Annotated in this window: 12 protein-coding genes; 6 read left to right on the top strand and 6 right to left on the bottom strand. The window is 64.6% G+C overall.

What is annotated here, in order from left to right:
* A partial coding sequence (locus tag RMN99_RS13445) for an NAD(P)-dependent oxidoreductase (RefSeq protein ID WP_309623834.1) occupies window positions 1-634 on the bottom strand: 634 nt, incomplete at its 3' end.
* A complete protein-coding gene (locus RMN99_RS13440; RefSeq protein ID WP_309623833.1) occupies window positions 625-1,872 on the bottom strand; it encodes a glycosyltransferase family 4 protein in 1,248 nt (415 codons plus the stop codon). The genes RMN99_RS13445 and RMN99_RS13440, both read right to left, overlap by 10 nt.
* A 174-nt stretch (window positions 1,873-2,046) precedes the next feature.
* On the opposite strand from RMN99_RS13440, the gene RMN99_RS13435 reads away from it, so the two are divergent.
* The 5 genes from RMN99_RS13435 (at window position 2,047) to RMN99_RS13415 (ending at window position 8,355) form a co-directional block, all read left to right on the top strand.
* Window positions 2,047-2,472 carry a hypothetical protein gene (locus RMN99_RS13435; protein ID WP_309623832.1) on the top strand — a complete coding sequence of 142 codons (426 nt, stop codon included), beginning with the start codon at window positions 2,047-2,049 and terminating at the stop codon, window positions 2,470-2,472.
* Window positions 2,469-3,917: a hypothetical protein gene (locus RMN99_RS13430; RefSeq protein WP_309623831.1), complete on the top strand. Its 1,449-nt coding sequence runs from the start codon at window positions 2,469-2,471 to the stop codon at window positions 3,915-3,917. The genes RMN99_RS13435 and RMN99_RS13430 overlap by 4 nt, the downstream gene beginning before the upstream one ends.
* 40 nt (window positions 3,918-3,957) lie before the next feature.
* Window positions 3,958-6,036 (top strand): hypothetical protein, encoded by a 2,079-nt coding sequence (locus tag RMN99_RS13425; RefSeq protein WP_309623830.1) that lies wholly within the window; start codon window positions 3,958-3,960, stop codon window positions 6,034-6,036.
* A 119-nt stretch (window positions 6,037-6,155) separates the two neighbouring features.
* Complete coding sequence (locus tag RMN99_RS13420) at window positions 6,156-7,334, top strand: glycosyltransferase (RefSeq protein WP_309623829.1); 1,179 nt, start codon at window positions 6,156-6,158, stop codon at window positions 7,332-7,334.
* A 49-nt stretch (window positions 7,335-7,383) separates the two neighbouring features.
* The gene (locus RMN99_RS13415; protein ID WP_309623828.1) at window positions 7,384-8,355 is read left to right on the top strand and encodes an SDR family oxidoreductase; all 972 of its coding nucleotides are present in this window, start codon (window positions 7,384-7,386) and stop codon (window positions 8,353-8,355) included.
* Here the strand turns inward: RMN99_RS13415 and RMN99_RS13410 are convergent.
* Entirely contained in the window at window positions 8,352-8,945 is a 594-nt protein-coding gene (locus RMN99_RS13410; RefSeq protein ID WP_309623827.1) for a sulfotransferase family 2 domain-containing protein, read from the bottom strand. The genes RMN99_RS13415 and RMN99_RS13410 overlap by 4 nt on opposite strands.
* 279 nt (window positions 8,946-9,224) lie before the next feature.
* Between RMN99_RS13410 and RMN99_RS13405 the strand changes: the two genes are divergently transcribed.
* Window positions 9,225-10,718, top strand: coding sequence for an O-antigen polymerase (locus RMN99_RS13405; protein WP_309623826.1), 1,494 nt, complete (start codon window positions 9,225-9,227; stop codon window positions 10,716-10,718).
* Window positions 10,719-10,724: 6 nt separating this feature from the next.
* On the opposite strand, the gene RMN99_RS13400 is transcribed toward RMN99_RS13405, so the two are convergent.
* From RMN99_RS13400 to RMN99_RS13390, 3 genes are all read right to left on the bottom strand, one after another.
* On the bottom strand, window positions 10,725-11,615 hold the full coding sequence (locus RMN99_RS13400; RefSeq protein ID WP_309623825.1) for a helix-turn-helix domain-containing protein: 891 nt from the start codon (window positions 11,613-11,615) through the stop codon (window positions 10,725-10,727).
* A 157-nt stretch (window positions 11,616-11,772) separates the two neighbouring features.
* Window positions 11,773-12,132: a 50S ribosomal protein L20 gene (gene rplT, locus RMN99_RS13395; RefSeq protein ID WP_309623824.1), complete on the bottom strand. Its 360-nt coding sequence runs from the start codon at window positions 12,130-12,132 to the stop codon at window positions 11,773-11,775.
* 19 nt (window positions 12,133-12,151) lie between these two features.
* Window positions 12,152-12,318: bL35 family ribosomal protein (locus RMN99_RS13390; protein WP_309623835.1), on the bottom strand; the 167-nt coding region annotated here is incomplete at its 5' end.

Below are 12,318 nucleotides of genomic sequence, written 5' to 3'. Positions count from 1 at the left end.
GGATGTAGTCGGGGGTGCGAACCTCAGGTCTCTCGTTTCGCGCCCAGTATTTCACCAGATAGGTACAAAACCGGAGCTGCTCGAGCGGGCCGAACGGATTGGGCACGATGAATTTGCCGAGCGGCAGCCCGGCTTCGGCGGCGTAATAGGCCAGCGCCTGCCAGCTCAGCCATTTGCTGAGACCGTAGGGGGTGATGGCTTCGTCCAGCCGGTCGCCGCGTGCTTCGTGTGGTTCGAACACGGTGCCAGTCCAGATCATCCGCCCGGTTCCCGCCGCCTTGGCGGCAAGGCTGGCCTCGCGCATTCCGGTCAGGTTCGCCTGCAGCGCCCGGCCAAGATCGAAATCGGCGCTGCGGTAATCGCGCACATCGCTGGCATGGAAGCACAGCCGATCGAACCCTTGCCGGACCAGGTCCTGCATCACCGCATTGCCATAGCTGGCCTGTTCGACCAGCGTGACGCCCGCTTCCTGCAGCATGGCGATGCGTCGCCGTTCAAGCTCGGGATAGTCCTCCATCCGGTGCTGCAGCGTGCCCACCACCTGGTGTCCATCGCCTGCCAGCGTCATCGCAAACCACGCCCCGGTGAACGAGCTGGCCCCGGTCAGCAGCACCCGCAACCTCGTCAGTCCCACAGGTCCATCTCCTTGAGCAATGCGGCGATGCTGTCGCGGTAGCGGGCAAAGCTGAAGTGGCGGGCGCGGGCCTGCGCTGCGGCACGCCACGCGTCCAGCCGGTCACGGTCCTCGATCGCCGTCATCATCGCGCTGTGGAGCGCATCGGCATCGAGCCGGTCAAGCATTATCCCGGTTTCGGGGCTCACCGCTTCGGCGCAGCGGTCAGACTGGATCAGCGCGCAGCCGGCCGCCAGTGCCTCGTACAACGTGATCCCGGCGCCTTCGAAATAGCTCGGCAACACGAACACATCGTGGGCTGCCATGATCGCGGGCACGTCGGCGCGGGCCACGGTGGGGTGATAGCTGAAGCGGTGCGCATAGCGGGCGAACAGCGCACGCGGGATCTGCAGGTCGCCGATAATGGTGAGTTCGGCGGCGCTGGGGGGGATCCGCGAAATCGCTTCGAGCAGCAGGTGGATGCCCTTGCGCGGGATCACCAGGCCAAGGAACAGGAATTTGACCGGTTTGCTGCGATCCACCGGCTGCGGTGCCGGCAGTTGCGCGAACAGCGCCTCGTCATAGCAATAGTTGAGCACCTGCGTTTTGGCGGCAATCGCAGGCTCCTGCATCGCTTCGATCAGGGTGGCGCGGGCGAAGTTGCTGCCCACCAGGATCCGGTCGGCCAGCGCATACTCCTGCCGGTCGGTGTCGATCGTTGCTTGCGGCACGCGGCGCTCGGTCGGCACGAACCAGTGGCCGTGGCTGGCCGCCAGTTCGTCCATCATCGCGTTATAGACCGCGAAATCGCCGTTGGTGCGATCAAGGATGCATGTGCGTCCGTGCGCCTTGCCCAGCTGGAACGTGGACAGCGAACTGGCATTGTAGCCCCACAGTGCAAATGGCCTGTCCGACGCCACATCGCTGGCCAGGTGACCAACGAAGCGGCGGTTGCCCCAAGCATCGATCCGCTGCGCCAGCCGCCGCGCGCCGCTGCGCATCGCGATCCGTTCCAGCCATTCGCTGATCCCGCCGGTACGGACCAGTGCCGGATCGATCCCGTCGTGCCGGAAGCGCCGAAATTCGCGGTGGAGGCGCGCGGCGAGCGGGCCAGGCAGCACCTTTTCAAGCGTATAGGGAAAGCGGCCGGGCTGGTAAAAGATCGAGGTGGCGTACCATTCCAGCCGCTGCAGTTGCTGCAGGGCGAGGGCGGTCTGCCAGCTGTGCTGGGTGCCGGGATGGAAAACCGCGGTGCGCATATCGGACTTCGGCTGGCTAGCCCACAACCCCCGCTTGTGTCACGCGCCAAGCCCTGATTGCGCAGAGAATTTTGTGCGCCAAAGCCAGTGGCAATATTTCCTGATTGGAAAACCATTTTCCTACAATGAACCAGATCGGTTAGTTGACCGGCTCCGATTCGCAAAGGAGCCAAAATGCCCACACCCATTCAGAACCCGGTCGGCTATGCCGTGACCCGGGCCGTGGCCTACGCCGATGTCGACGGCAGCATGATCCAGGTCGCCGCCGCCGCGCCGCTGCCGGTCTCGATCGGTGCCAGCGCCGCAACCACGCCGCTTGCCGCTACCGCCGCAGCCAGCACCGTCGCCGGCCCCTATCAGCCAGCACTGGGCCGCGCGGTGATGCTGGTTTTGACCGGCACCTGGAGCGGAACCGTCAGCGTCACCCGGTCGGTCGATGGCGGCACCACCCGCCAGCCGTTGACCGTCAACGGCAATGTCTGGGGCCAGTACTTTGGCAATGTCTGCGAAGCAGTGTGGGAAGAAAGCGAAAGCGCCGCCCGGCTCTATCTTGAAATCACGCTGGCTTCGGGCAGTGTCAGCTATCGGCTTGCCCAATGAGCGCCGATATCATCGCACGCGGCATGGCGGCCGCCCAGTCCCGCTCGGCCAACACGCAGGCACTGATCAAGGCGCTCCGCACCCAGGCCATATTCCCGCAGCCCGCCTGGCGCACCCTGGCCGGTGACGTGGCTGCGATCACCGTTCCGGCCGGCGGCGCCGCCTCGACCTTTGCCGGCGGCACGTTCACCGGCGTGACCGATCGCAGCAAGGTCAGCTGGCTTTCGGGCGCGGCCGACAAGGACGCCAACATCACTTACGCCTCGCGCGGGGCGTGGTACGGGGCATCGCGCCAGACCAACTACTCGAGCTACGAATTCATCCACACCGGCACGCGCTTCGAAAGCTATGTGCTGTGCAGCGTGATCGATGCCACCGCGCCCAATTTCCGCGTGCTGGTGGGCGACAAGGTGGCCGGCACTGCGACCGTTCCGGCCGATGGCGCGTTCCGCCCGCTGCTGGTGGTCTTTCCCACTTCGGGTACGCGCCGCATCCGGATCGAGTTGTCAGGCGGGCGGCACGGCGGGATCCTGACGCAGAACGCGAACGAAATCGGCACGGTTTCGCGCAGCTATCCGCTGGTTACCGTGATTGGCGACAGTTTTGGCGAAGGCACCGGCGCCTGGCCATATGACGGCGAAGCGGTCTCGGCGATCCGTGCGATCGGCTGCAACTGCGCGCTGGGCGCGGTCGGCGGGACCGGGATCCTTAACCCCGCCACCGGCGGCAAGGTCAACTGGCAGGACGCCAACCGGCTTTCAGACCTCGCCCTCAACGGCTTCACCGACCAGATCACCAATGCCGCGCCTAGCCCCGCGCTGGGCGTCATCATGATGAGCATCAACGACAACGGCATGCAAAGCGCCAACTGGAACGGCGCAGCGACCTATCAGGCGGCAATCGCCAAGGGTCTCTTCGCGATGGTCGATCACTGGCAGGTGCAGCGTCCGGGCAAGCCGCTGGTGGTGTTCGGGCCAACCTGGCCCACCGAAGCACCGCCGCTCGATATCTACCGGATGCGCGACGCTGGCCAGGAAGTTTGCGCCGGCCTGTCCAATGTCTGGTTCATCGACCGGCTGGGCGCCGGGCCGGTGCTGCGCAAGGGCACGATCAGCTCTACCGTCACCACCGGCACGCTGACCGCTGCCAGCAAGATCATTACTGCGCTGGCCTCGACCAGCGGCGTGGTGGTCGGATCGATGGTGCTGGGCACAGGCATCCCGGTTGGAGCCCGCGTCGCTTCGGTCGATTCGGCGACGCAGGTCACGATCGACGTAAACGCCACCGCCGGCGGCGCGGGGATCGCGCTGACGTTCCGCAACGATCCGGCGGGCATGTACACCGTCACAACCGACAGCACCCATCCCAACCAGTTTGGCCACAATCTCGATGCGATGTGGATGGCGCGGCAGCTGCGCGAACTGATCCTCACCCAATTCGCCTGACCCCAATTCGCCCGAGGGCGCGCAGGAGCACACCCGACCCATGCCTGATTTCCTTTTCACCGATTTCGCCAACCAGAACATCCGCACCGGCACCGATGTGGTGCAGACCAACGGCCGTGATGTGGTGGGGCTTGGCCCGTGGCGCTACGTCGCCGACAGTCTCGCCACGGCGGCGCTGTTCGCCGCCCATCCCCGCCTGGTGGCCCGATCCAGCAACGGACGCTATTTCCGCGCTCTGCCTGAAGGCGGCCGTATCACGATCGAAGCCGGCGGCGCGAAAGGTGACGGGGTGACCGATGATGGACCTGCGATGCGTGCTACGCTGGCTTACGCTGCCGCCGTCTCTGCGCGCGGCGCGGCGTTCCATGCGCCGCGCTACCGGATCGACCGGATCCAGGCGAGCGAAGCCGTAGTCCAGGGCAATCCGCCGATCCAGCTGGTGCGGCAGGGCGATGCGCCGCTGGATTTCGGCGGCGCCACACTGACCCGCATCGGGGAAGGGCGGGGGATCGTGTTTTCGCCCGGCCAGGTCAGCCCGGTGCTGACCTTGCCGCTGGGCGCGGACGTGGTGGCGGGATCGATGGAGGTGACGCTGGCGAGCGGCGGCGGGGCGCAGCTGGCGGTGGGCGATACGGTGCTGTGGCAGCTCGGCGAACTGCCGTACGATAAGCCCGAAACGCTCAACTGGTCGTTTGCCAGCGTCGTTGCGATCACCGGCAATGTCGTGCGGCTTGACCGGCCGATGCCCGAAGCGCTGGCCCTGGCCAGCGTCACCGGGCTCAACAAGCGGCTGCTTAAGCTGCAGCCGCTGCGCGACTGGACGCTGCGCGATGTGACGCTGGTCGGCCCGGCTGAAGATGGCGTCTCGATCAGCTATGCCGAACGCGTGCGGCTGGACCGGATCGGCGGACGGCTGATGGGCGCGGGCACGGTGCATGCGCAATACTGCGAAGGGCTGACGCTGGAGGATTGCTGGCAAGATGGCTGCCTGACCAGCCAGCCCAGCTTCGGCTATGCCTTCAACTTTGCCGAAGTGCGCAACACGCTGCTCAACCGGCCGCGCGCACGGGCCTGCAAGGGGCTGGTTAACGCCGAGGCCGGCGCGCAGCTGACGATCATTTCCGGGCATTTTGAAAACAGCATCGTCGATGCGGCCGGCGCTTCGCTTTCCAGCCAGGTTTGCGTGGTCAACGCTGTGGGTAAAAGCAGCGTCACCGTGCACGATCTGACGATCACCGGGTTTGGCGGCTATCGCCTGCTTGAAACCAACAACGGCGTTGCCGGCTATGACGGGGTCGCCACGTTCAGCGGCACGCTGCGCCTCAACCACCCGTCGGACCCTTACAGCATTCCGCTCAATTCGATGACCGGCACGCTTGACATCACCATCGCCGGGGTGCGCGAGGTCTACAATTTCGAGCGGCTGCGGCACTGGCGCAAGCGCTTTTTGCTGCGCGACGGGGAATATCGCTATGCCTACGGGCCCGCCGGGCTGCTCGCCCGCGCGCGGGTCTATGCCTCTCCCAGCCTGACCGTCGGGGCTGGTCAGCAGCTCACCGGACTGTGGCTCGGCCGGGCCGGAGACAACGGCCCCAACATTGCCGATGGTCCAAGCAGGCGGATTGAAGCTGGCAAGGATGTCAATGTCACCACCTATGCCGGTGCGGTTGCAGGAACGCAGTGGAATTTGCGCAACCAGCCGCTTGGTTTGCTGTGCGTGACCGCGCCGAATGCAGGGCTCAACGCCGCCAACGAATTCGTCGAATTCGAAGGCTGGTTCGCTGAGCAGACCGAACGCGATGTGGTGCTGAGCGAAGATGCGGTGCGCGGCGCAGGGGTGGAGCAGGACCCGCTTGAAGCCGTGTTTCCAGCCTACGACCTGCCATCCATCGCTGCGGGCAGCAGCGCAAGCGTGGTGCTGCCGATCCCCGACATGCAGCCGACCGACTACGTCGAATCGGTGCGCTTTGTCGGCGGATTTCAGGGGCTCGAACTGCGCAGCATCGAACCGCAGGCGGGCAACCTCAGGCTGGTGATCGCCAATCCGGCCGCCCAGCCGATCGATCGCGCCCCGACCGATCTGGGGATTGCCTTCCACCATCAGATCTGGGGCAACTAGAAAGCGCCGCAGACCTTCGGAAAATTGCCTTTGCGCCTGTCCGGCAGGCGGCTATGCGAAGCCCTGGTTAGGTCAAACGGGGGCTTGGGGCCGCGAACATGCCGGACAGGCCAAAGCGTGTGGGACTGCTGTTCGCGCAGTTTGCCGCCTATCACATCGATCGCTGCGAAGCTGTGGGGCGGCGGCTTGCCGGGCGCGCCGAGGTGCTGGCGGTGGAGGTGGCGACCAGCAGCGATACCTATGCCTGGGAAGCATCGGGACAGACCGCAGCGGCGCGCAAACTGGTGCTGTTTCCCGGATCCAATTACGATGCAATTGCCTGGCCGCGGCGGCTGTGGGCCCAGTTCAGAGCACTTCGGCGCTGCGATCTGGTGTTGATCGGGATCGGCTATAACGAACCCGATGTGATCGCGCTTAGCTGGCTGCTGCGGCTGTGGGGCGTGCGCGTCGCGGTGCTCAGCGAAAGCAAGTTCGACGACAAGCCGCGCCGCGCCGGGTTCGAACTGCTGAAAGCGGCAGCGCTGGCACCATACAGTGCGGCGATTGTCGGAGCGAGCCGGCATCGCGCCTATTTCCGTTTTCTCGGCTTTCGCCGCCGGCCAGTGCTGCCGGGCTATGACAGCATCGGGGTGGCGCGGATCCGGGCGATGGGCGAGAGGCAGCTGGCGCCCGCTGGCAAGCCCTTTGCACAGCGCAACTTTGCCTATGTCGGCCGCTTCGTCGACAAGAAGAACCTGACCGAACTGGTCGAAGCTTTCGCGCTCTATCGCGCCACTGCCGGGGCCGAGGCGCGGCGGCTGGTGCTGATCGGATCGGGGGTGGAAGAAGCCGCGATCCGTGCCCGTGCCGCAGCGCTGGGCGTGGCCGACGCAATCGACTTCCCCGGGTTTCTGCGCGCCGATGAAGTGGCACAGCGCCTTGCCGAAAGCCTGGCGCTGGTGCTCCCCAGCCTGGAAGAACAGTGGGGCTTGGTGGTGAACGAGGCGCTGGCCTTCGGTCTGCCGGTGATTGCGTCAAGCGCGGTCGGTTCAGCCGATGTGCTGGTCCGCAATCTCGTCAACGGCTACATCTGCGAACCCGGCCAGCCGCAAAGCCTGGCCGCAGCACTGCTGGCGATGGGCGCGGACGAGGCGCGCTGGACCGCCATGGTCGCCGCTTCGCACGCGCGCGCCTGGCTGGGCGATACGGATCGGCTGGCCGATGCGGTGGACGTGCTGCTTGATCCCGGCAATGCCGAAGCCCAGGCCCGGATCGAGGCCTTCTGGCGCGATGCCGCTTGCAAATCGGGGCTGGCCTAGGCAAGCCCGCGCAATTCTCCGCCCGCTTTTACGCAAGAAGACCAATGCCATGACCGCAGCCGCTCGCCCGTCCCGCTATTCCACCAAGAAGCGCGTTCTGGTCACCGGCGGGGCCGGGTTTATCGGTTCACACTTGTGCGCGCGCCTGCTTGAAGCGGGCAGCCAGGTGCTCTGCGTGGACAATTTCTTCACCGGAACACGCGGCAATGTCGCGCCACTGCTGGGCCATCCCGATTTCGAGCTGATGCGCCACGACATCACCCTTCCGCTGTTCGTGGAAGTGGACGAAATCTACAATCTCGCCTGCCCGGCTTCGCCGGTGCATTACCAGTTCGATCCGGTCCAGACGACCAAGACCAGCGTGGTCGGCGCGGTCAACATGCTCGGGCTGGCCAAACGTCTCAAGGTGCCGATCCTCCAGGCCTCGACCAGCGAGGTCTATGGCGATCCGGCGGTCCATCCGCAGACCGAGGATTATTGGGGCAACGTCAACCCGATCGGTCCGCGCAGCTGTTACGATGAAGGCAAGCGGTGCGCCGAGACGCTGTTCTTCGATTACCGCCGCCAGCACGGTCTGGCGATCAAGGTGATCCGGATCTTCAACACCTATGGCCCGCACATGCACCCCAACGACGGGCGCGTGGTATCGAACTTCATCGTCCAGGCGCTGAAGGGCGAGGACATCACGATCTACGGCGATGGCACCCAGACCCGCTCGTTCTGCTATGTCGACGATCTGGTGCGCGGGATGATGGCGATGATGGCCACCCCCGATGATGTTGCCGGACCGATCAATCTGGGCAATCCGGGCGAGTTTTCGATGCTCGAACTGGCCGAAGCGGTGATCGCGTTGACTGGGGCGCAATCGCAACTCAAATTCTTGCCGCTGCCGCAGGATGATCCGCGCCAGCGCCAGCCCGATATCACCCGCGCGCGCGAACAGCTCGGCTGGGATGTCAGCGTGCAATTGCGCGACGGGCTGGTCAAGACGATCGCTTATTTCCGCGAGTTGCTGGGCTAGAAATCGTATCCGAACAGGTCGATGTCGCGCGCATAAATCTGCGCGACTGCATCACGGCTGGCTGCGGTGTAATGCATCCGGTAGGGGTGGCGCGGTGCCTGATTGAGGTGGGGAAGTGGGCGCATCACCGGGTGCCGTTCGCGCAGCCAGCGTTCCGTCAATGCAAGGTCTTCAAATCTACCAAGGTGATCGACCGCAAGGCGGGCGTCCTTGTCGAGCAAGAAGTCGGACTGCGCCCGAAACACTACATCGCCTTCGGCAAGGTTGCGATGGGCCAGCCAATCATGCACGAAATGTTCGAAAGTGCGGAATTCGGGAATCTGATAACGCGCGGCGCTGCGGACATGCGCCACACCATCGCTACTGCGGCCGGCGCGGGTCAATGCCCAGGCGGAGACGGCGCGGTCCCACGGGTTTCGCACGATTGCAAAGCGGGCCAGGCCAGCGGCATCGGCGGCAAGCAAGGGCAACATTTCACGGATCGTGAAATGGTTGATGTGCATACCGTATAGCGCGTTGGAAAAGCTTGTCCCGGCGGTTCGCGGGACATGAATGAAAATGATGCCGGCATCGGCATAGGCCCGCAGCAAATCGCGACGCCTGAACCTGCGGACCCGATTTACCACACTATGCGGCATCAAGCGCCGGATGTTCCCGCGCAGCCTGTCCTCCAGATTATTCAGCACGCAGCGATTGCCTCTCCAACAAGCCGGCCTTGGGTTCTTTGCTGGCGTTGCAGGCCATCGGGGCGAATGGAACCAATCGCTCCACGCGCTGGTTCGCGCTTTGCAATCCGCCCCTGCGCTTGTCAATGCTGTACCGGCCTGCCAAGAGCCGATCTGGGCACATTAGACTGGCGAGGGTTGCAGGTGTTTGAAGTTGCCGTCGCGCTCTCGCTGCTTGCCTATGTGGCAGTCAGCGTAACCTACCTCCGCAGCCGGTATTTCAGCGTCTTCCATCCCTTCACGCTTTATTGTCTGTTCCACGGTCTCGTCTTTGTCCTGCGGCCGGTGCTCTCGATCTGGCTCGAATACGATTACGTCTACCGCGCCCATCACTTCATGCCCACAACCGGCGATCGCACGGTTGCGCTGCTGGCTGCGAACCTGGGTTTTCTTGCCTTCGCTTTCTTCAGCTTTCGCCCTGGATCGGGCGCGGTCGAGATGCGATTTGTCGCCGATCCGCTGCTGCAGGATGAACGCTATCGGCTGTCGCGCTATTTCATCTGGGCGATGGCGATCTGCGCGCCGGTGGCGGTCTGGTCGCTGTGGGGCCAGTTCGGCGCGGCGCTGAACAACGAAGCCTATGCCGACATGGTGCTCGATCGGACAACCGGGGTTGCCTACAACACCACGGGCACCGGTTACTTCTATGAAGCCCAGCTGATGCTGGTGCCGCTGACCACGATCATCGCCTGGGTGTTCCGGTTTCGGCTTCTGGCGCTGCTGCCGGCGGCAGTGTTTGTGCTGGTGCGGGCCGGCACCGGGGGGCGCGGGCCGTTTATCGCTGCGCTGTTCGCGCTGGGACTGTTCTATCTCTACCACATCCGGCGCAAGTACCCGCCGCTCCGCGCCGCGATGGGGTTGCTGGCGATCGGCGCGCTGTTCGTCGCGATCGGGCAGGATCGTGGCTATGGTTTGCGGACGGCGCTGGGCGGCGAGGTGGACAGCCGGATCAACTTCGAAAGCAGCGAGCCATTCCTGGGCGGGATGGACTGGTCGAACATGGAATACCTCGAATACGTGGTCTACGTGGTGCCGCAGCGCAGCCAGTCGTACACCTACTTCACCGAACTGCTGCAGATCTTCACCGAACCGATCCCGCGCGTGCTGTGGCCGGGCAAGCCGATCGGGCCGCCGATCAAGTTTTTCTCGATGTTCGACTACGGCTACCCGATCGGGGCGACATATTCACTGCCCGGGGTCGGCTGGATGGGGCTGGGCTGGCTGGGGGTGATCATGCTGTGCGGCGCCTGGGGCTATGTCCTGGGTCTGATCTACCGCCGTTTCGTGGAAAGTGACCAATCAACCTTCAAGGTTGCGGCCTATATGTGCTTCCTGCCGATCTTCGTTGTCGCATTTCGCGATGGGCTGGTGCTGACGGTGCTGCGCCAATCGGTGTTCTATATGTTTCCGATCGTGGTCTGGGTGGCAATCGCCCGCTTGTTCAACGTGCCCTTGGCGAGCGATCTGCGGGCGGCGGCGGCCCGGCTGCGCCGCCGCGAGGCCATGCACGCACCGGCGCCGAGCGAGACGGACCAGCTGGAAAGCCAGCCCGCACCGATCGCTGCTTTGTACGATGGCCTGCCCCCGGCAGTGCGCCGGCGGCGGCTGGCATTATCGCACGGGCAGCGCCCAGACTGACGGCGCTCAGGGCCGGTGCAACGCCTGCACTGCAGCCCCGGCGGAAGCCGCGCGGGCCTGCGCTGCAGCGCGCAGCACCGGATGTTCCAGCGCGCCATAGCGGCTTGGGCTCATCCCCATGAAACGCCGGAAATCGCGGACGAAATGCGCCTGGTCAACATATTGGCAATCAAGCGTGGCAATCCATTTGAGCGAAGGATCAAGCATGAATTGCGCCAGGCTGCGCAGGAACCGCTGACGGCGCAGCAACAGCTTGGGCGAAAAGCCGAAAGCGCGCAGCGACAGCCGTTCGAGCGAGCGTGACGACATGCCAAGCTGCGCGGCCAGATCGGCCACCGAGGTGGTATCGTCGTTGATCAGCGCGGCGTGGGCCTGGCGCACCCGGGCCTCTTCCTCGCTGGGCCGGGTTTCAGCCAGCACGGCCAGCATGAAGCCATCGATGCGGGCCGCTTCGCCTGCCGGATCGCGCTTTCCGGTCAGGACCTTTTCGCCGATCCGCACAAACGGAGCCAGCGGGCCGCCGGGTGCGACCGGCACAATCCGGTCGGCCAGATCGCTTGCCGGTGCGGCGACGAAACGGGCAAGGCCCGCGGGCAACAGGCCCACGCCCCAGACCCGGGCACGGCCTTCGATCACGAAATGGGCGCTCTGGCTGGTTGGCCCGGTAAAGATCGTCTCGGGCAGTGCCTGCAAGGGCGCATTGCCCAGCGCGCTGGACAAGCGCGGCTGCGCGGTAAAGCGCAGGTTGGCCCATTCGGGGTGCAGCCAATCCTCCACCTTGCCGCCCTGACCAAGATTGACCTCGGTCAGGTAGTAGGTTGAGACATAGGGGGCCAGCTCGGGCGAGGGGCGATAGAAATGGATCGCCACCGCACCTTCGAGCGCAGTCTTCATCATCGCGCGATAGCCTTCACGAATTCCAGCGACCTACACTCGTTCGCTCGCAAGGTCTGCCCGAGGCGCTGTCGAAGAGCAAGCCTCGCGCCCTCAATGCGGAAAGGGCGCGCACCTCGGATGAAGTGCACGCCCTTTCGCAGAATTGCGGTCGAAACGCTTAGGCGGGCAGGGCTGCCTTGGCCTGTGCGATCACGGTGCTGAACACGCCGCCTTCGTTCATCGCCAGATCGGCCATCGACTTGCGGTCGAGCTCGATGCCGGCCAGCTTGGTGCCGTGGATGAACTGCGAATAGGTTAGCCCTTCGGCGCGAACCGCAGCGTTGATGCGCTGGATCCACAGGGCGCGGAAGCTCCGCTTTTTGACCTTGCGATCGCGGTACGCATACTGGCCGGCCTTTTCGACCGCCTGACGCGCAACGCGAATGGTATTCTTGCGGCGGCCGCGATAGCCCTTGGCTTGTTCGAGAAGCCGCTTATGCTTGGTGCGGGTGGTAACACCCCGTTTGACACGTGCCATTTCTTAGTACTCCTGGATTTCAGCCGAGCCCGTAGGGCGCCCACTTCTTGATCGTCTTCGCGTCTTGGTCAGAGATCGTATCGGTCCGGCGGTGTTGACGGATGTACTTGGCGTTGTGGCTGATCAAACGGTGGCGCTTGCCAACCGCACCGTGCTTGATCTTGCCAGTGGCGGTGAGCTTGAAGC

The sequence above is a fragment of the Novosphingobium sp. genome (assembly GCF_031417815.1).
GTDB lineage: Bacteria > Pseudomonadota > Alphaproteobacteria > Sphingomonadales > Sphingomonadaceae > Novosphingobium.
The sequence above is the reverse complement of the archived record's forward strand: the minus strand, read 5'-3'. Positions and strand labels throughout refer to the sequence as shown.